This window comes from Glutamicibacter sp. FBE19 (assembly GCF_015524875.1).
Lineage (GTDB): Bacteria > Actinomycetota > Actinomycetes > Actinomycetales > Micrococcaceae > Glutamicibacter > Glutamicibacter halophytocola.
On the sequence record NZ_JACKQN010000010.1, the window covers coordinates 31,609 to 50,931 of the forward strand.

Sequence of the window (19,323 nt, forward strand, 5' to 3'; positions counted from 1 at the left end):
TATCTAGTTTTTGTTGCTTCGTGCTTTTGCAACAAGAAATAGCTTACACACACATTTTCAGTTCACCTAATCGATACCCGCTTATGTGGCCAGAGACACAGGCTTTACCACCTGACCTCTGTATCGTTGAGACCTCTCAGCGTGGACCATCCAAGGATTTTTCGGCATTTCCACAGCTGAAAACAGTAAGATCGAATATGAAGTTCTGTGTTCACTGCTTTTCAGCATGAATGCGGGACACTAAGACAAACGATGGACCCTTAAGGAAGGAGCACGAATAATGGGCTTTCTCGACAATGTCGAACGCGGCTTAGAGAAGGTCGTCACAAGCTTCTTTCGTGGAACCAGCACCGCAGACCTCAAGCCAGTTGAACTGACTACCGCTCTGCGCAATGAAATGGACCGCGGGATTCTGCCGATCAGCGAAGGGCGCAGCCTTGCTCCGAACGACTTTGTCGTCTCGTTGAGCACCAAGGACTTCGAAACCGCTAAAAGCTGGGGACGAGCTGTCGTCAATGAAATGGCCAAGGTCACCGCGGAACACGCCACCAGCCAGGACTACTCGGTTCAGGGCGATGTCATGATCCACTTTGTCTCCAAGCAGGACTTCAAGCCTGGCGAAATGGAAATCAACAGCTCCGTCAAGGAGACCAGTTCCCACGTTGTTGCTTCGGCACCGGTGAAGACGCCCATGGCCAAGCCCGTTGAACAGGCGTCACCGCGCACCGTCGCGCAGCCACGCCCCAACGTGAGGCCAATCAACGAGATCCCCAAAGCGCCAACCCAGAAGCAGGCCATCCTCGAGGTCGCGGGACAGCGTTTCGCACTGAATCACCACTCGGTTGTTTTGGGCCGTTCGGCGAGCACCGATATCCCGGTAGATGACTCAGGCGTTTCACGACAGCACATCCGCGTTGAGACGCGCGGCAAGACGAACTTTGTGGTCTCCGATTTGGGTTCAACCAACGGAACCTACGTAGACGGCAAGAAGATTTCTGCCGAAACCCCTATTTTTGACGGATCGGTCATCACCATCGGACAGACAAAAATAGTCTTTCGGCTTATCACCTCGACTAACGGAGGCCGCGTATGAACGACCTGGTTCTAACCCTGTTTCGACTGGGCTTCCTGGTACTCATCTGGCTGCTCGTCTTGAGCGTTGTCGGATCGATGCGCCGTGATTTGGCTGTCGGATCACGAGCCCGCACCGGCAAGCCCAGCGCACGGGAACTGAAAAAGAACCCAGAGCTGGCAGAACCAGAAGCTCCGGCGCGCAAGGCTGCAACTTCCCTGGCTATTGTCGAAGGCCCCTTGGCCGGCAACAGCATCCCGCTGAGCGGTCAGCCGATCATGTTCGGCCGCGCGCAGGACGCCACTGTGGTGCTGGATGACGACTACGCCTCCGGACGCCACGCTCGGCTCTTCCCACAGGGATCACGCTGGTTCATCGAGGATTTGGGCTCCACCAACGGAACCTTTGTCGGAGACAGCCAGCTCACTCGCGCGCAACCAGTTGAGCCAGGCCAGCGGATCCGCATCGGGAAGACAGTCCTGGAATTGAAGTCCTAGCCTATGGCCCTCAAACTCAAATTTGCCGCGAAGTCTGACGTTGGACGGATTCGCAAGAAAAACGACGATTCCGCCTACGCCGGTGAATACCTGGCCGTGCTCGCAGATGGCATGGGTGGACATGTCGGTGGTGACGTTGCTTCCGCGTCCACCGTCTTGGATCTGGTGCATCTGGATCATGCAGACATCGCCGATCCGCAAAACGCCCTGCCCGATGAAATCCAGGCCGCAAATCTGGTTTTGAACGAACTCGTGGGTGCCAATCCGAAGCTTTCGGGCATGGGCACCACCGTGACATCCCTGCTGCTTTCCGGCAGGACCTTGCACATGGCCCACATCGGCGACTCGCGGGCCTACCGGCTCAAGCACGGCAACTTTGAACAGATCAGCCGCGACCACACGTTCGTGCAGCGCCTGGTTGATGAAGGACGAATCAAGCCGGCAGAAGCCGAAGTCCATCCGCATAAGAACGTGCTGCTGCGCGTACTCGGTGACTCGGATGCCTCGCCCGAACTCGATGTCCAGCAAATTGACGCCGAGCCCGGCGAACGCTGGATGCTGTGTTCCGATGGCCTCACCGACGCTGTTCCGCTGCCCATCATTGAGCAGATCATCCGCAATACCGCGGACATGGATGAAGCCGTGAATGACCTGGTAGCCATCACCTTGAAAAATGGCGCGCCGGATAATGTCACGGTCGTGATGTTCGAAGTCGTCGAGGATACCGCTGACGAGTTCAGCGAGCCTTCCGTGCAGGAACCGGCCCCGGACACCGCCCAGCTGGCCATTGCCGCTGAGGGCGATGTCGAAGCCAGCGCCTCGCTGCTTCGCCACGAGATTTCACAGCGTCCACACCTGCTGGTCGGAGCGGCGCAACTCGCCACGCAGACTGGCCAGATTCCGGTGGTCACCCAGCACACCGGCGAACGCCGCGCAGCTGCCCTGCTCACCCACCGTTCACCGGCTGCTGGCCAGATACTTGATCCGCTGGAGAGCCCCACCGCTCACCGCCGCTGGATGATGCCGATCCTGCTCACCCTGGCAGCCTTCCTCGTGGTGGCCCTGGCCGTCTGGGGCTACATGTGGACGCAAACCCAATACTTTGTTGGCACCGTGGATAACAAGGTCGCCATCTACAAGGGTGTTCCGCAGGAGCTTGGACCGATTTCGCTTTCCGAGGTCGATACCGTGAGCAAGGTTCCGCTGGAATCGCTGCCGGATTACTCGCGCCAGCGAGTGGAAGCGACGATTTCGGCGGATAACCGCGAGCATGCCCAAATGATCATCCAGGAACTGCTGGTCACCGCGAAGCAGAATTGTCCGGTAACTGTTCCCGGATCAAAAGATTCACCAAGTAGCAAACAAACCCAGCTGCCAGCCTACTGTCAGGAGATCATGCAATGACCGAAGTGCAAACCGCTCCGGTACCACGGCGCAATCTCGAGCTGCTGCTGCTTGTCTTGGCCCTCTGCGTCGGCAGTGCGGCGTTCTTCCTGGTGGGTAGCACCACCGAGGATGTCGACAACACCGACTTCTATATCCAGATGAGCATCATGGCGGTGCTCGCCCTGTCCGTTCACGTGCTGCTGCGCATCTTCGCTAAATATGCCGATCCGGTAATACTTCCGATCACGGTAGCCTTGAATTGCCTCGGGCTATCCATGATTCACCGTATTGACCTGGCCAAAGGTACGTCCCAATCGGCTAGGCAACTACTTTGGACGGCTATCGCCATCGTCATCGCCGCGGCAGTCCTCTGGGTCATCAAAGACCACAGGATCCTGCGCCGATTCACTTATATAGCTCTCCTGTTATCCATCGTTCTGCTCTTGCTGCCGCTGATTCCAGGCTTGGGCGTCACCATCAACGGTGCCCGCATTTGGATCCGCATGGGGATGTTCTCGTTGCAGCCTGGCGAGCTCGCGAAGATCTCGCTGTCGGTTTTTTTCGCCGGATACCTCTCCTCGAACCGTGACCTGATCCTGCTGGCCGGGCGTAAATTCGGACCGCTGCAGCTGCCTCGCCTGCGGGATATGGCGCCAATGGTCATCGCTTGGCTGCTGTCCATCGGTGTTCTGGTGGTTCAGCGCGACCTGGGATCAGCGATCTTGTTCTTCGGCCTGTTCATCGTGATGGTGTACGTGGCTACCGCCCGCATCTCCTGGGTATTGATCGGCATGCTCATGGTTGTCGCCGGTGGCATTGTCGCTGGCTTGACCATGAGCCACGTGACCCGGCGCCTTGATGTCTGGCTCAACGCCTTCGACCCGACCATCTACCAGGCCACCGGCGGAAGCATGCAGATCGTCGAAGGCCTGTTCGGCATGGCCGATGGCGGACTATTCGGCACCGGTCTGGGCGCCGGCTCCCCCTACCGGGTGCCGCTAGCCAATTCGGACATGATCATCGCCTCCTTCGGCGAAGAAATCGGCCTGATCGGCGTAACCGCAATTATCCTGCTGTACATGTTGCTGGTTTCCCGCGGCCTGCGTGCAGCCCTCGGTTCCCGCGACACCTTCGGCAAGCTGCTGGCCGCCGGCCTGTCCTTCACCCTGGGACTGCAGTGTGTAGTCATCATCGGTGGCGTCACCCGACTGATTCCACTGACCGGCCTGGCCACGCCATTCATGGCGGCCGGCGGATCTTCACTGCTGGCCAACTGGATCATCATCGCCCTCCTGCTCTTGATTTCGCACAATTCACGCCGGCCGAAGTCCGGCGTCTCAGGACCTACCGATGAAATTGCAACACCCAGCAAAGCCCCAACGACCAGCACCAAGGTGGTGAAGAGCAAGTGAATCAGGCCATTAAGCGAGTATGGGTTGCACTGACCCTGCTCTTTGTCATCTGCCTTGGCGGTTTGAGCTACATCCAGTTCTTCGACGCCGACCAGCTCACGGACAACGCGCTGAACAAGCGCCAGCTGTACCGCGAATTCGATTTGCCTCGCGGCGCCATCCTGGTTGACGGCAAGCCGATCGCCGAGTCGGTGCCTACCGACGATGGGCAATTCGAATACCAGCGCGTGTACAACGACGCCGAGGCCTACGCCCACCTGACCGGCTACTACTCGCTGGCCAACGGCACCACCCAGCTGGAGTCTTCGCTCAACGATTGGCTGACCGGAACCAGCTCGGATCTGCTCTATGACCGCTTGCTGGCGATGTTCACCGGCAAGAAGTCCGAAGGCGCCTCGGTAGAGCTGACCATCGATGGCGCGCTGCAGAAGACCGCCTTCAATGCCATCCCCGATGGCGTGAAGGCAACCATTATCGTCACCGATCCGAAGACCGGCGACATCCTGGCAATGGCTTCCAAGCCGAGCTACGACACCAACGACTTGGCGGTTCATTCGACGTCCAAGGCGGCGCAGAACCTCAAGAAGGTCAGCGATATTGACGGCCTGAGCCCGTATCGGAACCCGGCCATCAACAACCTGAGCTTCCCTGGCTCTTCCTTCAAGATCCTCAGCACCGTCGCCGCCCTGGAATCCGGCAAGTACGACCTGGACACCGTGATCAACAATCCGACCTCGGTGAACTACCCGAACTCCAGCACACCGATGAATAACTTTGGCGAAGGCATCTGCGCCCGTGAACCACGTGCTCGCCTTGCCTTCATCTTTGCCCAGAGCTGCAACACTCCATTCATGGAGATCAGCCAGACCGTGGGCAAGGAAGAGTTCGCTGATGTGGCCGAGCGCTTCGGCTATGGCCAGCAGCTGAGCATCCCGCAGAACGTGGTGCCAAGCAAGTTCCCGACAGCCGAAGCCGATGCCGCTGAATTGGCCCGTATGGCTATTGGCCAGGGCAATAACCAGGTCACCCCGTTGCAGATGAATATGGCTGCCATGGCCATCGCCAACAAGGGCGTGATCATGAAGCCGAACATGATCGACAAGGTCATCGCCCCGGATCTTCGGGTGATCGAAGAGCCGAAGCCAGAGAAGTTCTCCACGGCCACCAGCCCGGAGATCGCCGAGCAGCTCGCCGGCCTGATGGAAGGCCCGGTGAAGAACGGCACGGCCATGAATGCCGCTGTTCCGGGTGTGGACTTCCGTGCGAAAACCGGTACGGCTCAGCTCGGCGGCGAATCAAACCATGTGAACTCGTGGATGACCGGCTTTGCCCCGGCAGATGACCCACAGGTGGCCATTACGGTCACCTTGCAAGACGTAGATTACAACACTGGTCACAACACGACCGGTGCACTGATGAAGACGATGTTAAAGGCGGTGTTCAACAAGTGAGGCCAGTAACCGGCACCACCTTGGGCGGTCGTTACAAGCTGACCGACCGCATTGCGATCGGTGGCATGGGCGAAGTTTGGAAAGCTCGCGACCAGGTCCTTGGGCGCCTCGTGGCGATCAAGATCCTCAAGGAGGAATACACCGACAACGAGAGCTTCTTGACGCGATTCCGCGTTGAGGCCCGCCACACCGCCCTGCTCAACCACCCGGGCATCGCTGGCGTCTTCGACTACGGCGAAGAGCAAGGCTCTGCCTACCTGGTCATGGAACTAGTTCCCGGCCCGCCGCTGTCCACCATCATCGAGCGTGAACGCAAGCTCGAAGTCGACCGCACCCTCTCGCTGATCGCCCAGACCGCTCGAGCGCTGGCTGCAGCCCACGAGCATGGCCTGGTCCACCGCGACGTGAAGCCGGGCAATATCCTGGTCATGCCGTCGGGGGTTGTGAAGATTACCGACTTCGGCATCGCCCGCCTGGCCGACCAGGTGCCTTTGACCGCCACAGGACAGGTGATGGGCACCGCCCAATACCTGGCTCCTGAGCAGGCGACCGGGCAGAACGCGACCGGCAGCTCCGATATCTACGCCCTGGGCGTCATCGGCTACGAATGCCTGGCCGGGCGACGTCCGTTCACCGGTGAATCGCAGATCGCCATCGCCCTGGCACAGGTCAACGACGCTCCCCCCGCCCTGCCGGACACCATCCCGGCTCCGGTGCGCCAGCTGATCATGTCGATGCTGGCCAAGAACCCTGCGGATCGACCAAAGGACGCCACCGCACTGGCCAAGGCCGCCGACGCCCTGCGCGCCGGAGATACCAACACCGCCACCCTGGCGGTTCCGGGCATGCTCGCCACCGGCATATCCGAGGACGCGACGCAGGCGCTGAACCTGGATGACGACGCCACCCGCGCCATGACCCGCCAGGATTCTGCCCCCACGATGACCAATGCCATGCCGACCGTTGTCGAACCTGCGGCTGCCGCCAGCGGTTTCTCCGCGGCCAGCAATCAGGGCGCCACCGGCTTTGACGACGAGGATGCCGACGCCCAGGATCCTGCACCGCAGGAATCCAAGCGGAGCCCCTGGCTGATCCCATTGATCGTGATTATCGCCTTGGCTGCAGTCATTGCGCTGCTGGCCTGGTTGATTCCTGCCATGAGCAGCAACAACGACGATCGGCCAACTGCGACGGTGACCGAAAGCAGCTCCGAATCTGCGGAGTCCACCGAACCGACCGAGGAGACGACCGAGCCCTCCGAGGAGACCACCGCGGCGTCCGAAACTTCGCAGTCCCCCTCGGAAAGCGCAAGCGAGAGCCCTGAGTATGTCCAGGTCTCCTCCTCGCTGATCGGCCAGGATATCGACACGGTCACCCAGCAGCTTGAGAGCCAGGGCCTGAAGGTTGATGCGGTGCCGCAGGTAACCGATCAGGCCGATCCGCGCGAAGTGATCTCGCTGAACCCGACGGGCAACGTCGAAGTCGGCGAAACCGTCACCGTCACCTACGCCATGGCTCCGGAAACTGTCGAGGTTCCCAAGGTCACCGGCATGAGCTTCGAAGCTGCCCAGAAGCGGATCCAGGATGCCGGCCTGGCTGCCGCAAAGGGCGAGGAACGCAGCGATTCCTCGGTTGCCGGCACCGTCCTGTCCCAAGACGTATCGGCAGGCAGCGAAGTAGAGCCTGGCACCACCGTCACCCTGGACCTCTCCACCGGCCCGGAAGACAAGCCTGAAGAGTCCGCAACCCCAACGGCAACACCTACCGCCTCGCCGACCGCCACGGAATCGGACCAGAGCACAGCACCATGAGCGAAGTTGAAGAGTTGCCCCCTGGCTTGCCGCGGATGATCAGCGACCGATATGAGATTGAATCGCTCATCGGCCGCGGTGGCATGGCCGATGTCTACCTGGCACTGGACCATGTGCTTTCGCGCAAGGTCGCAGTCAAGGTGCTGCGCCCGGACACGGCCAGCAATCCCATGGTGGTCAACCGCTTCCGGCGCGAGGCGAAGGCAGTCGCGGCGCTAAGCCATCCGAATATCGTTGCCGTGTACGACACCGGCGAGCTTCCAGCTGCCGAACAGCAGCACGAGCGCCTGCCCTTCATGGTCATGGAGTATGTCACCGGGAAAACCCTCAAGCAGGTCATTTCACAGGACGCCATTGACGCCGAATTTGCCGTAAAAGTCACCCGCGGCGTGTGCGAGGCACTGGATCATTCGCACGCGAATAATGTGGTGCACCGCGATGTAAAGCCTGCGAATGTCATGGTCAGCGACGCCGGGCATGTGAAGCTGATGGACTTCGGCATCGCCAGGGCGCTGGACAACTCCGCCACGATGACGCAGACCGCCGCCGTGGTGGGCACCGCGCAGTACTTCTCCCCCGAGCAAGCCCGTGGCGAGCAGGTGGATTTCCGTTCCGATATCTACTCGGCCGGATGCCTGTTTTACGAGCTGATGACCGGCAGGCCGCCGTTCACCGGGGATTCTCCGGTCTCCGTGGCCTACCAGCACGTCGGCGAGATCCCACCGGCCCCGAGCGAGGTCGCGCAGGACGTGGATCCGATCTACGACCCGATAGTGGCCAAGGTGCTCTCCAAGGAACGCGACGACCGCTTCCAGTCCGCTGGCGCCTTCGCAGCGGCCTTGGAGAACGCCCTGAACGGGATCGAATTCCATGAGGACCAGTCCACGCCGGCAACCTACACCTTGCCAATCTATGGAAATCACGACTCCACCGAATCTGGTTTTGCTGCCCAGGCGGCACCCATGACCACAGAGCATCCGGTCTTCACGACCCACGATGAACCGGTGGAAACCACACGCCATCGGACCAACCGCGGCCTGATTGTCCTGCTGTCGCTGGTCGCCCTGCTTGCTGTGGCGATTGCCAGCTTCCTGGTGATTCGCTCAATCCAGGCCGATGCCGAAAAGCGTGCACCGGTAGCCATTCCCGATGTCAAGAACATGTCCGAGGACGACGCCAGCAGCCTGCTGCGCGATGCGACCTTCAACGTGCGCGTTGAGCGCGAGTTCAATGAAGACGTGGATGAGGACAAGGCCACGCGCACCGATCCTTCCTCTGGCACCCAATTGGCCAAGGAATCCACAGTGACTTTGTACATCTCGGAGGGTTCGGAACAGCGGACTATTCCCAAGGACCTCGCCAATCAGTCCGAGACGGCCGCTCGAGATGCCTTGCGCCAAGCAGGACTCGAAGTCGGTGAGGTCACCCGCGAGAATTCGGCAACCATTCCAACCGACTGGGTCATTGGCACCAGCCCTGAGCTTGGCGCCAAGGTCAAAGCAGGTTCCGAGGTTGACCTGATCCTCTCGACCGGAAAGGTGCAAGTTCCCGATGTCTCTGGAATGAGCCGGGACGAAGCCCAGAAGGCGCTTGAAGCAGAAGATGTTGGACTCAAGGCCCAGTTCGTCGAGGTCGAAACCAATGACTATGAAGAGGGAACGCTGTTCACGCAGTCGCCGGAGGCTTCCGAGGAAGCTGCTCCAGGGGACCTGGTAAAGATCTCCGTGGCAATTCCCGTACCGGAGCCAACTCCGTCTGAGACCCCGACTCCCAGCCCGTCCGAGAGCGAAAATTCGGATGATTCAGAAAGCGAATCACCGAGCGGGACTGCTTCGCCATCGCCGAGCGAGACGCAGCAAGGGAAATTGCCCCCACCGGCCAAACCCGGTGAGGGCAATTAATCAGCGGTCGCTTATTCGCCGCTAAAAAGCGGGCTCAGGGTGGCTGCCTTCGCGGCGGCCCCCTGCAAGCCCAGGAATTCCAACCAGTTGCCCAGCATCTGATACCCCTGCTCGGTCAAGACCGACTCCGGGTGGTACTGCAAGCCCCACAGCGGAGCTTCCCGGTGGGCCAGGGCCATGATGACTCCCCCAGCCGTCTGGGCGATGATTTCCAGCTCTTCCGGGATGCTCTCGCGCACTGCGGCCAAGGAATGGTACCGGGTCGCGGTGAACGGATTGGCAACGTTGTTGAACACCGGGTGATTCTCGTGATTAACCAGCGAGGTCTTGCCATGCATCAGTTCTTCGGCATGGGTCACCGTTCCGCCATAGGCCTCGGCCAACGCCTGGTGCCCAAGGCAGACGCCCAGCATCGGCTTGCTCTGCTGTCCACACCACTTGATCAGATCAATGCTGACACCGGCGCCGGCGGGATCCCCGGGGCCAGGTGAAATCAATACACCGTCGTATTCGGAAGCCAGCTCGATGGCTTCCTGGACGGTCAAGTCATCGTTGCGATGAACAGTGGTCTCGGCGCCCAATTCCTGGAGATAGCCCACGAGGGTATAGACAAAGCTGTCGTAATTGTCGATCACTAAAATCTTGGTGCTGCTCACGAGGTACTCTGGCCAATCGTTGAATCGGTAAAGGGGCTGATGTACTGGTTCAGCCAAGGGAAAACGTACACCATCAGTAATAGCACGATGGCGGCAATGAGAATCAATGCTTCAAAAATGCGAAGCCACAGGGGGCCGGGAAGGTTTCTGAAAATCCAGGCGTACATTTATTCCTCCTAGCTCGTTGCGTCGATAACCATGTCGCGGATTTCCTTGGGCGGGCCGGCATCCAAAGGCCGCCAATCCGTCAGCTCGGAGTATGCGATCATCCGCTGCTGGGTTGTGTACTTCGGGTGGCAGGTGGTCATGGTCAGGATCGATTTAGTTGGCTGTACTCCCCATTGATGCGGGGTCGGCAGGAGTACATCGCCGTTGGAAGGAGCGACGATCTCAGTGGCATACCAGGTGTAGGTGTAATACCCTTCGGCCGTTTGCAGATAGATCTTGTCGCCCTTTTGGAGCTTGTCGATGTCCCAGAAAACCTGTCCGTGGGTTTGGCGGTGGGCGGCAACCGCAAAGTTGCCCAGCTCTCCTGGCTGCTGGGTTGACGGGTAATGCCCAATGCCCAGATTGTCGATCACCCGATCCTCAACGCCGTCGGTCACGGGGTGATGCGATCCATGGCTGCCAAAACGCGGGAAGTACATGATCCCGAAGGTCTCCCCCGGCGCAATTTTTGTCACAGGTGCTGGACCGTAGTCTTTTTCATCGTCCGCCGGCTCTTCAGAATCAGGGATCACGACATCGCCGAGTTCCTGCACCAGCCCCTGGGTTGCCTGCTGCTGCGCTTGGGCGGAGTCGATATTGGTCCACCACAGTTCCCACGCTACGTAGAGCATCAAGATGATGCCCAAGGTAATGAACAGCTCGCCAAGGAATCCAACAACAACGTTTCCCGCAGACCGAGGCCGGCGTTCCATGCGTCGGCCTTGCACTGTGGCGGATCTGTTCACAGCTCTCAAGCTCCTTAGGGCATTCGTATATAACGATCTGTCACTGCACGCGTGCTGATGCGGGCCAAAACCCGGAGTTCTCACGGGTTGCGGCTAGTATGGAAGCTACGTAGGAATGCAGCAAGCAGTTCTCAGCATTCTTGTACCCAAGCCTACCGGGAAGACGTTAATGTCTCCCACATTTACTACATTAAGCAGATGAAGCCGAGGGAGCATTCGAGTGCCGGAGTCAAAACCACGACGCAAGAACACAACGCAGGCCCGAGCCGAGCGCCAAAGCGCCCACGCTATCGATAAGCCAATGCCGGGCTGGTACAAGCCGGTCATGTTTGGCCTCATGCTCATAGGCCTGCTCTGGATCATCGTCTACTACATTTCCCAGACCCTATTTCCAATCCCCAACATTGGCGGCTGGAACATCGTAATCGGCTTCGGCATCGCGATGGTCGGATTCTTCATGACAACAGGCTGGAAATAGCACGTTCGCCGGCCCCTTCGGGGCCGGCGAATTTTATTTAAGGGATTTTTCCCTAGTGGCTAACGGCCTTGAGGCCAATAACGCAGCCAACAAGCCCCAGGATGAAGACCGCCTTCAGAAGCGAGAAAGCTTCTTGGCCCGTGGCCAAGGAGTAGATCACTGCGAGCGAGGCTCCGATTCCCACCCATATCGCATAGGCGGTACCCACCGGAATTTCCTTCATCGCGTAGGCCAGACCGGCCATGGATATGATCAGCCCAGCAACGAAGATGATGGTGGGAACGACCTTTGAGAGACCCTCGCTCATCCCCAAGGCGACAGCCCATACGGCCTCAAAAACGCCAGAAATTATAAGTACGGCCCAGTACATGCCAGATTTCCCCTCTGGCCGTCTTGTCGCGCTCCGGGTACGGCTCCCTCGTCCGGGTTCAGGCATTCATGGCCTGCAACAAGCTCAGGCTATCAAATGCAGGCCGCTATGACGGGCCGCAGTGACCAAGATGCCATCGATCTTGTTGAGCAAGTCGGAGTCAACGGCCCAACGCTGTAAATACAGGGGAACATCCGCGAACCATTGCTCGTGTAGTACCTGGACCCCGGCAGCCTGCGGCAACTGCAATTCCGGAATCATCCCCCATCCCATGCCCGCTTCGATGGCGCTGACATATTTTAGAGAATCCGGAATATGGTGCACCGCGGCCGTTGGACGGCTTCCTGCACCAGCGGCCCGCTCGAGCATGGCATATTGCAGCGGGTCCTCGCGGTCAAAAACCACCATTGGGGTTTTCACTAGTTGCTCGGGTGCTCTTTGGGACAGATACCGGTCGATGATGCGCGGTGAAGCTGCTGCCCGATAGCGCATAGCGCCGAGTTTTTTGCTGACACATCCTTGCAGGGCTTCGGCCGTTGCTGTGACTACTGCGCTGACTCGACCGGTGCGCAGAAGTTCCAGTCCCCTGTTTTCATCGGCGCGAAGAATCTCTATCGATAAATCGTCAATCTCGGCAAGCTCTTCGAAGATCGGGCCAAACCATGTGGAAAGCGAGTCGGAATTAACTCCGAGGGCTATGGACAGAGGTTTGCCTGCCGACAGTTCGCGGGCAAATTCTGCGCTGAGCAGCGACATTTGCCGCGCGTAGCGCAGCACCTTATATCCCTGTTCGGTCGGAACGACTGGGCGGCTCCTGACGACAAGGATTGCGCCAACTCGATTTTCAAGGGCCTTGATCCGCTGGCTGACAGCAGAAGGAGTAATCCCCAAATCTATGGATGCGTCCTCAAAGCTTCCAGCATCAACGATGGCCAGAAGGGTCTCGAGATGTTCAACGTCGATATTCACATTAGGAACTCTAATCTAGATTCATAAAGTTAAGTTCGACTAAGGTCATTGATTCCCATACGGTTTTCCCATGACCGCAACTTCTTTTTTCTTCGGACTCACCACCGGCTTATCGCTGATTGTGGCAATCGGTGCGCAAAATGCCTTCGTGCTTCGCCAGGGCATCCGGAAAGAACATGTCTTCATCACTGCCCTTATTTGCTCCCTGTCGGACGCTGCCCTGATATTCGCTGGTGTTAACGGCATGGGCGTCCTGGTTGAACGCGTTCCCTGGCTGCTGGTCGTCGCTAGATTTGGCGGTTTCATATTTCTTGCGAGCTACGCCCTGTTCGCCTTCCGCAGAGCGGTTAAGCCCGATTCCCTCAAAATCTCCGGCCGCGCACAGGCAACAACCGTGCTGTCGGCCATCGGAACCACGCTGGCACTCACCTGGCTCAACCCACACGTGTATATCGATACGGTCCTGCTGCTCGGTTCCGTTGCCGTTGCACAAGGCGCCGGCTCTGGCTGGTTTGCTTTTGGAGCTATCGCTGCAAGCTTCCTCTGGTTTTTTGCGCTGGGCTACGCGGCTCGGTTCCTCGCCCCGGTTTTCGCCAGGCCCAAGGCATGGCAGGTTCTTGATTTCATCATCGGCATATTGATGATGGTCTTTGCAGCCCTGTTAATTTGGCCAGTTTTCACCACATAATCCACAAGTGCGGGGTGTTATCCACACGGGTTGTGCACAAGTTTTACAAACAGTTGTTCACAAACTTATCCACAGGTGGGGATATCAATTGGCAGGTTGAGGATATTTTCGTGAAACATCAGGTCAATTGTTGTTTGGAGCTATCAAATGACAAGCGTGTAAGTTATTAACATTGTGGATTCCAGCTGTGGATAAGGGTCATTATCCGCCTGCCGTCAACACTCCCGTCGCTATCGGTTAAACTTTCGAATCCGTAGTTATTAACAAGCTACCGGTTCGTATATGCGCTATCTACAGGGGTTGTTTAAAAGTTATCCACAACTGGGGACAAGGTTGTGAGTATTGGGCAACATTGCTGGAATACCCTTGATTTCCCGGGCTGTCAGGCCTGTTAATACCTCCATGAGCCAGCAAGTTACACAGATGTAAGTTATTAACAGTGTGGATAATCTGTGTGGATAACGACAAGAGCCGTTTTCGAACGATTAACCTGTGAACTTTACTGCCTGTGCAGCGACATACACGGCAGCTAAAAGCAGTATTGAAAGACCGGACAGAAGCAGCAGCTGTGTTCTGGCTCGTTGTGGATTACTTCTCGGTATCAATACGATGCAGCACGCGGCAAGAATACCCGTGATCGCTCCGCCCAAGTGTCCCTGCCAGGAGATTCCGGAAACAACAAAGCCCAGGACAATGTTCAGCACCAGAATGATGCCCATTTGCCGCAGCGCCTGCTTATTCGAGCGGTAGACGACAAAGGTAGCGAGGAACAATCCGGCCAAAGCCCCAGAAGCACCCAAGGTGGCGCTCAACGGCGCACTGAGCAACAAGATGCCAAGAGATCCACCGAGAGCACTAACCAAGTACAGCCATGTAAATCGCAGCCTGCCCAGCTTGGGCTCGAGCAAGGTACCGAAGATATAGATGCCGTACATGTTCATGCCAAGATGCAGGAATGATCCCATGGAGTGCGCGAAGGCGCTCGTGATCAATCTCCACGGCTCATAGGCAGCTATGGCTGGTGCCAGGACCAGTGAATTGGTGAATCCCGGAATGACCCACTGCAGAATATAGACGAAGACGTTCAGCCCAATCACCGCGTAGGTGATGACCGGGGCGCCAGCGCGAAGCCGGCCGCCAAATTCGGTTTTCTGCTGGGGGAGGCTTCTATTGGCTTGGGCAACGCATTCAACGCACTGCACTCCCACTGGAGCGGAAACCTGGCATTCAGGACAGATTGGACGCTCACATCGGTTGCAAGACACATAGGACACCGTGTGGGGGTGTCGATAACACGTCGGTGTTGCTTGGCCCTGGGGATTAACCTGCCCGTAGGACATCGTTACCTGCCTTGTGTAGTGGGATCGTGCTTAAAGCTCAAGGCCCCGACAACACCATTGGGTGGATCGTCGGGGCCTCGCGGTATTGCGTCGGTGAATTACAGGGTCTCGATATCGACCGAGTTGATGACGACGTCTTCCAGTGGCTTGTCACGGCCATCGGTTGCTACAGCGTTCAGTGCGTCAACTACCTTGCGGGAGTCTGCATCGACAACTTCACCGAAGATGGTGTGCTTGCCCTGCAGCCAGGTGGTTGGAACGGTGGTGATGAAGAACTGCGAACCATTGGTTCCGCGGCCCATGCGGATGCCCGCGTTGGCCATGGCCAGCTTGTATGGCTCGTTGAAGTTCAGTTCTGGGTGGATCTCATCATCGAACTGGTAGCCCGGACCGCCGAAGCCCTGGCCCAGTGGGTCGCCACCCTGAATCATGAAGTCAGAGATGATGCGGTGGAAGATGGTTCCGCTGTACAGCGGGGTGTTGGTCTTTTGGTCACCGGACTCTGGGTGTACCCACTCCTGCTCACCGGTCGACAGGCCGACGAAGTTCTTTACGGTCTTAGGCGCATGGTTGCCGAAGAGATCGACAACGATATCGCCCAAAGTAGTGTGAATCGTGGCTTTATGAGTTGCGTTTGCGGTCATGCCTACATTCTTCCATGATCAAGGCGTGAGCCGCTAAATGCTGACGTACGCGTTGAGTGAAAATTTAGAACAATCTCTGATGGCTGCCTGGCTAACACTGGCCTGTGGCGCTGTAACTGCATAGGCTTGAGCTGTCGGATAGCGAGATCCTGTTTCAGTCTGGAGCAATGCATGAGCAAGAAGAGCAAAGTAGGAAAAGTACTAGCCGTAGGCTTGATTGCCGGAATCGTCGCGCTGCTGGTGGCTGTTTGGAAGGCCTCAAAACCCATTGAGGATCCATGGGAAAACGAACCTGCGCCGGCGCAGCCTCAGCAGCCTGTCGAGTCTCGCGAAGCAAGCGTAGAAGAAATCCGCGAGATCATTGAAGATGACAAATAAAATCTAGTTACTCACGAGTTTTCGGTTGGGCTTGTCCTCGTATCACTAGGGCAAGCCCAACGAGTATCACCAGAAGACCGGCATAGGTAGCCATGGAAACCACCTGTCCAAGGAACAGCGCCGCCAACAAGGCGGCCCCTGGGATCTCCAAGAGGATCAGTGTTGAAACCGTCAGCGGTCCAAGCACGTTAAGCAGATGATTCATTGCCGTATGCCCAAAGATCTGTGCGCATAAGGTCAGCAAGATGATGCCCAGCCAACCGTGGGCATCGAATCCCCAGATCGGCATGCCCGTGGCAAAACAAAGAAGCAGCAGAGCAAGAGCGGTAATCGCGTAGCAGCTCGAGGCATAGGTTGCTGTCGCCATCGTCCGCCGAGCTACTGATCCGGCCAGGGTGTAAACCGCCGCCAGCACACCGCCGGCCAGGGCCAGCACGTCGCCGAGCAGCGCCTCTGAGCTCAGGCCCATATCGAATCCGGTAATAAGAATGGCGCCGCCAAGCGAGACGGCCATGCCAATGAAAACCTTGGTGCGGTACTGGACGCCGCGCATCACCTGGAACACTGCAATCCAAACACCTTGGATACATACCAATGCGGTGCCGGCAGCGACGCTGGTAAGTCTCATCGAGTACATGAAACACACAAAGTGCAACGCCAAGGCAAGACCTGCAATGCCCGTGAATACCCATTCGCGTTTGGTCATAGCCAGATAAACGCGCGAGTTTTTTCGAAGCGCCGGAACACTGAGCACTGCCGCTGCCGCGCCATTGCGCCAGAAAGCCATGGACAGCACCGGAACACCAGGGAACGCGGCAATAATTGGCCCGGAAGCCGAGATTCCAATGATCCCGACCAGGGCAAGTAGTAACGTCACTAATTTAGATTACCGGTGCTTTGCACCAAGACAGTCCACCGGCCCCTGGAGGAAGTTTCAAGGACGCGATTCTTGCACGAATCAAGATATTCCAAAATTGAAATATATCTGATTCTTCCCCTGAATTTCGGGCTTTTTAGATCTTCTTCCGGCGCCAATAAGCAGCGATCATCGCTCCGGACAAGTTATGCCACACGGAGAATACTGCAGCTGGCAATGCCGCCTCCGGCGTGAAATATTGCTTGGCCAAACCGCCGGCCAATCCGGAATTCTGCATGCCAACTTCAATAGCCATCGTGCGCCGTGCGTCCTCTGGCACGCGCATCAGCACACCAATTCCATATCCGAGCATCAGGCCCAACCCGTTGTGCAGAATGACTGCAAGCAAAACCAGCAATCCGGCAGTCAGAATGGCCTGCGCGCTGCCGGCAACAATAATCGTCACTACGAAGGTAATGGCGATGACTGAGATCCACGGCAGGATCCCGGTCACCTTGAGCACAAGCCGGTTTAACAGCATGCGTAGCACCAAGCCCAGGACCACGGGAATCAGAACAATCTGAACAACACTGACGGCCATGGAACCGGCATCAACGGGCATGTACTGGCCCGCCAGCCACAACGCCAACAGGGGAGTGAGCGCCGGTGCAATCAAGGTGGAAACCGAGGTCATCGCCACCGACAGGGCAACATTGCCTCGAGCCAGATAGGAGACTACATTTGACGCGGTTCCGCCCGGTGCGCAACCCACCAGAATCAGGCCGGCAGCGAGCGCGGGATCCAGATGCAGCACCTTGGCGACGAGCCATCCCATGGACGGCATCACGACAAACTGGGCCACCACGCCGCCGAGTACCGGCAACGGGTTCTTAACCACTAGCGCAAAGTCTGGCAGGGTCAGCGTCAAGCCCATGCAGAACATGATCACCATCAACAGGGGACTGATCCATCCGGCAAAGCCGACAAATGTCTGGGGCAGCAGCATGCCGCACAGCCCGCCGAGCAGGATCAGCGCTGGAAAGAGCAGCACCGCAATGCGCGAGTCTTTGTCAATCTTTGCGGTGTCAGCTGCGTCGCGGACCACGCCCGAATTATCATTCAACACCTACGGTATCTTGCCACTAATTGCGGTTTACCAAAAATAGGAAGACAGATGTTAATGCACTGACCCAGTCATATTAACTTTCTTGTCATTGTCGGTCCCCATGCTGAAACTGTGAAGGTTGCAATCGTTGCTGAATCGTTCCTTCCCCACTTCAATGGGGTTACCAATTCTATTCTCAAGACGCTGGACCACTTGGCGCTCACCGGGCACGAGGCAGTGGTCATCACGCCTGCAGGTTCCTTGGCCAGCGAGCTGGCAGGTCACGGTGTGCCTCGGCAGTACAAGGGCTTCGCCATCCATACGGTGCCCTCCATGCCCCTGGCCAGCTACCCGGAAGTCCGGGTGGCAACCACCAGTGTTAACCGCTTGCGAAAGATCCTGGCGCGTGAACGCGTGGACGTGGTCCATCTGGCCAGCCCTTTTATTCTGGGGTGGCAGGGATTGCGTGCAGCCCAGGAACTGAATTTGCCCACCGTGGCGCTCTACCAAACCGAAGTTCCCAGCTATGCCGAGCGCTACAAGATGCCCTGGCTGACCCAGCGCCTCTGGGACCATGTCCGCGCCATCCATAGCGCTGCGGACCTGTCGCTGGTTCCCAGCACTTTTTCGTACCGCCAGCTGCAGGATCTGGGCATTGATCGCTTGAGGATCTCAGGCAGGGGAGTGGATACGGCCCAATTCACCCCGCGACGTCGAAATGAGCAATTCAGGCAGGCAGTGGCCCCCAATGGCGAGGTAGTCATCGGCTATGCAGGGCGCCTCGCTGCAGAGAAGCAGGTCGCCGATCTGAAGGCCTTGGCGGACCTGAAGAACACCAGGCTCGTCATCGTAGGTTCTGGGCCGCTGGAGGGTGAGCTGCGGGCTTTGCTGCCCACCGCGCACTTCACTGGATTCCTCTCCGGCGAACGCCTGGCTGAAGTCATGGCCTCCATGGATGTTTTTGTCCATCCAGGCGCCTCGGAGACCTTCTGCCAGACGATCCAGGAGGCCATGGCCTGCGGAGTTCCCGTGGTCGCTGTGGGCCGTGGCGGGCCGCTGGACCTGGTTGATTCCTCGCGCACCGGCTGGCTGTACCAGCCGGGAAATCTCAATGAGCTGCGCAGCCGGGTCAGCGACTTGGTCTACGACGATGCCAAACGCCTTGCTTTTGCCAGTGCCGCCTTGAGCAGCGTGCAGGACCGTTCATGGTTCAGCATTGGCGAGCAGCTGCTGGATCACTACCAGCACGTGCGGATGGCTCGAATCAGCCGCTAATTGGCGCAGATGAACCGGAAATGGAGAAGGGACGGAAAGCAGAAGCTTTCCGTCCCTTTTCTGTGGAGCCTAGGAGAATCG

20 protein-coding genes, 1 tRNA gene and 1 riboswitch (1 of these 22 only partly in view) are annotated in these 19,323 nt (G+C 58.0%); of the genes, 11 read left to right on the forward strand and 10 right to left on the reverse strand.

The features are described from left to right. Positions 1-280: 280 nt before the first annotated feature. Genes H6F58_RS14555 through pknB form a run of 7 tightly spaced genes read left to right on the forward strand, consistent with a single transcriptional unit; the run spans position 281 to position 9,530 of the window. Positions 281-1,093 carry a DUF3662 and FHA domain-containing protein gene (locus H6F58_RS14555; protein WP_195182045.1) on the forward strand — a complete coding sequence of 271 codons (813 nt, stop codon included), beginning with the start codon at positions 281-283 and terminating at the stop codon, positions 1,091-1,093. Then, positions 1,090-1,569, forward strand: a complete 480-nt coding sequence (locus tag H6F58_RS14560) for an FHA domain-containing protein (RefSeq protein WP_060700157.1) — start codon at positions 1,090-1,092, stop codon at positions 1,567-1,569. The genes H6F58_RS14555 and H6F58_RS14560 overlap by 4 nt, the downstream gene beginning before the upstream one ends. Positions 1,570-1,572: 3 nt before the next feature. Continuing rightward, positions 1,573-2,973: a PP2C family serine/threonine-protein phosphatase gene (locus H6F58_RS14565; protein ID WP_060700156.1), complete on the forward strand. Its 1,401-nt coding sequence runs from the start codon at positions 1,573-1,575 to the stop codon at positions 2,971-2,973. Next, positions 2,970-4,367, forward strand: a complete 1,398-nt coding sequence (locus tag H6F58_RS14570) for an FtsW/RodA/SpoVE family cell cycle protein (RefSeq protein ID WP_060700155.1) — start codon at positions 2,970-2,972, stop codon at positions 4,365-4,367. The genes H6F58_RS14565 and H6F58_RS14570 overlap by 4 nt, the downstream gene beginning before the upstream one ends. Continuing rightward, positions 4,364-5,818, forward strand: coding sequence for a penicillin-binding transpeptidase domain-containing protein (locus H6F58_RS14575; protein ID WP_146277210.1), 1,455 nt, complete (start codon positions 4,364-4,366; stop codon positions 5,816-5,818). The genes H6F58_RS14570 and H6F58_RS14575 overlap by 4 nt, the downstream gene beginning before the upstream one ends. Continuing rightward, positions 5,815-7,629 carry a protein kinase gene (locus tag H6F58_RS14580; protein ID WP_146277207.1) on the forward strand — a complete coding sequence of 605 codons (1,815 nt, stop codon included), beginning with the start codon at positions 5,815-5,817 and terminating at the stop codon, positions 7,627-7,629. The genes H6F58_RS14575 and H6F58_RS14580 overlap by 4 nt, the downstream gene beginning before the upstream one ends. Beyond that, a complete protein-coding gene (gene pknB / locus H6F58_RS14585) occupies positions 7,626-9,530 on the forward strand; it encodes a Stk1 family PASTA domain-containing Ser/Thr kinase (RefSeq protein WP_146277206.1) in 1,905 nt (634 codons plus the stop codon). Before H6F58_RS14580 ends, pknB begins: the two co-directional genes overlap by 4 nt. Before the next feature lie 11 nt (positions 9,531-9,541). Here pknB and H6F58_RS14590 read toward each other — a convergent pair whose 3' ends face one another. The 3 genes from H6F58_RS14590 to H6F58_RS14600 are packed head-to-tail and all read right to left on the reverse strand — an operon-like array spanning position 9,542 to position 11,139. Beyond that, positions 9,542-10,186 carry a gamma-glutamyl-gamma-aminobutyrate hydrolase family protein gene (locus tag H6F58_RS14590; protein ID WP_171919212.1) on the reverse strand — a complete coding sequence of 215 codons (645 nt, stop codon included), beginning with the start codon at positions 10,184-10,186 and terminating at the stop codon, positions 9,542-9,544. Beyond that, entirely contained in the window at positions 10,183-10,353 is a 171-nt protein-coding gene (locus H6F58_RS14595) for a hypothetical protein (protein WP_022874476.1), read from the reverse strand. Before H6F58_RS14595 ends, H6F58_RS14590 begins: the two co-directional genes overlap by 4 nt. Positions 10,354-10,362: 9 nt before the next feature. Then, on the reverse strand, positions 10,363-11,139 hold the full coding sequence (locus H6F58_RS14600; protein WP_171919213.1) for a class E sortase: 777 nt from the start codon (positions 11,137-11,139) through the stop codon (positions 10,363-10,365). Between the two features lie 220 nt (positions 11,140-11,359). Here H6F58_RS14600 and H6F58_RS14605 point away from each other — a divergent pair, with 220 nt between their 5' ends. Continuing rightward, complete coding sequence (locus tag H6F58_RS14605; RefSeq protein WP_060700149.1) at positions 11,360-11,617, forward strand: cell division protein CrgA; 258 nt, start codon at positions 11,360-11,362, stop codon at positions 11,615-11,617. A 52-nt stretch (positions 11,618-11,669) separates the two neighbouring features. On the opposite strand, the gene H6F58_RS14610 is transcribed toward H6F58_RS14605, so the two are convergent. Beyond that, positions 11,670-11,987, reverse strand: coding sequence for an SMR family transporter (locus H6F58_RS14610; protein WP_195182046.1), 318 nt, complete (start codon positions 11,985-11,987; stop codon positions 11,670-11,672). A gap of 13 nt (positions 11,988-12,000) precedes the next feature. Beyond that, positions 12,001-12,068, reverse strand: a riboswitch (guanidine-III (ykkC-III) riboswitch). A gap of 3 nt (positions 12,069-12,071) precedes the next feature. Further along, the gene (locus H6F58_RS14615; protein ID WP_186467992.1) at positions 12,072-12,956 is read right to left on the reverse strand and encodes an ArgP/LysG family DNA-binding transcriptional regulator; all 885 of its coding nucleotides are present in this window, start codon (positions 12,954-12,956) and stop codon (positions 12,072-12,074) included. A 70-nt stretch (positions 12,957-13,026) separates the two neighbouring features. Here H6F58_RS14615 and H6F58_RS14620 point away from each other — a divergent pair, with 70 nt between their 5' ends. After that, a complete protein-coding gene (locus tag H6F58_RS14620) occupies positions 13,027-13,644 on the forward strand; it encodes a LysE/ArgO family amino acid transporter (protein WP_146277196.1) in 618 nt (205 codons plus the stop codon). Between the two features lie 485 nt (positions 13,645-14,129). On the opposite strand, the gene H6F58_RS14625 is transcribed toward H6F58_RS14620, so the two are convergent. Then, entirely contained in the window at positions 14,130-14,852 is a 723-nt protein-coding gene (locus H6F58_RS14625) for a rhomboid family intramembrane serine protease (protein WP_257745715.1), read from the reverse strand. A gap of 230 nt (positions 14,853-15,082) precedes the next feature. Continuing rightward, the gene (locus H6F58_RS14630) at positions 15,083-15,628 is read right to left on the reverse strand and encodes a peptidylprolyl isomerase (RefSeq protein WP_146277192.1); all 546 of its coding nucleotides are present in this window, start codon (positions 15,626-15,628) and stop codon (positions 15,083-15,085) included. A gap of 171 nt (positions 15,629-15,799) precedes the next feature. Between H6F58_RS14630 and H6F58_RS14635 the strand changes: the two genes are divergently transcribed. After that, entirely contained in the window at positions 15,800-16,006 is a 207-nt protein-coding gene (locus H6F58_RS14635; RefSeq protein WP_060700143.1) for a hypothetical protein, read from the forward strand. Positions 16,007-16,013: 7 nt separating this feature from the next. Here H6F58_RS14635 and H6F58_RS14640 read toward each other — a convergent pair whose 3' ends face one another. Together H6F58_RS14640 and H6F58_RS14645 are read right to left on the reverse strand one after the other, a co-directional pair. Beyond that, the gene (locus H6F58_RS14640; protein ID WP_060700142.1) at positions 16,014-16,883 is read right to left on the reverse strand and encodes a DMT family transporter; all 870 of its coding nucleotides are present in this window, start codon (positions 16,881-16,883) and stop codon (positions 16,014-16,016) included. Positions 16,884-17,019: 136 nt separating this feature from the next. Next, positions 17,020-17,985, reverse strand: a complete 966-nt coding sequence (locus tag H6F58_RS14645) for a bile acid:sodium symporter family protein (RefSeq protein WP_206693735.1) — start codon at positions 17,983-17,985, stop codon at positions 17,020-17,022. A 114-nt stretch (positions 17,986-18,099) separates the two neighbouring features. Between H6F58_RS14645 and H6F58_RS18430 the strand changes: the two genes are divergently transcribed. Continuing rightward, positions 18,100-19,242: a glycosyltransferase family 1 protein gene (locus tag H6F58_RS18430; protein ID WP_060700140.1), complete on the forward strand. Its 1,143-nt coding sequence runs from the start codon at positions 18,100-18,102 to the stop codon at positions 19,240-19,242. A 63-nt stretch (positions 19,243-19,305) separates the two neighbouring features. On the opposite strand, the gene H6F58_RS14655 is transcribed toward H6F58_RS18430, so the two are convergent. Next, positions 19,306-19,323, reverse strand: a tRNA-Ala gene (locus tag H6F58_RS14655) (it continues 155 nt past the right edge of the window).

Bases quoted from the DNA above. Each gene is read 5' to 3' on its own strand.
- H6F58_RS14595 (WP_022874476.1), bottom strand. From the start codon at position 10,353: ATGTACGCCTGGATTTTCAGAAACCTTCCCGGCCCCCTGTGGCTTCGC.
- H6F58_RS14635 (WP_060700143.1), top strand. From the start codon at position 15,800: ATGAGCAAGAAGAGCAAAGTAGGAAAAGTACTAGCCGTAGGCTTGATT.
- H6F58_RS14620 (WP_146277196.1), top strand. From the start codon at position 13,027: ATGACCGCAACTTCTTTTTTCTTCGGACTCACCACCGGCTTATCGCTG.
- H6F58_RS14560 (WP_060700157.1), top strand. From the start codon at position 1,090: ATGAACGACCTGGTTCTAACCCTGTTTCGACTGGGCTTCCTGGTACTC.
- H6F58_RS14555 (WP_195182045.1), top strand. From the start codon at position 281: ATGGGCTTTCTCGACAATGTCGAACGCGGCTTAGAGAAGGTCGTCACA.
- H6F58_RS14630 (WP_146277192.1), bottom strand. From the start codon at position 15,628: ATGACCGCAAACGCAACTCATAAAGCCACGATTCACACTACTTTGGGC.
- pknB (WP_146277206.1), top strand. From the start codon at position 7,626: ATGAGCGAAGTTGAAGAGTTGCCCCCTGGCTTGCCGCGGATGATCAGC.
- H6F58_RS14565 (WP_060700156.1), top strand. From the start codon at position 1,573: ATGGCCCTCAAACTCAAATTTGCCGCGAAGTCTGACGTTGGACGGATT.
- H6F58_RS14570 (WP_060700155.1), top strand. From the start codon at position 2,970: ATGACCGAAGTGCAAACCGCTCCGGTACCACGGCGCAATCTCGAGCTG.
- H6F58_RS14610 (WP_195182046.1), bottom strand. From the start codon at position 11,987: ATGTACTGGGCCGTACTTATAATTTCTGGCGTTTTTGAGGCCGTATGG.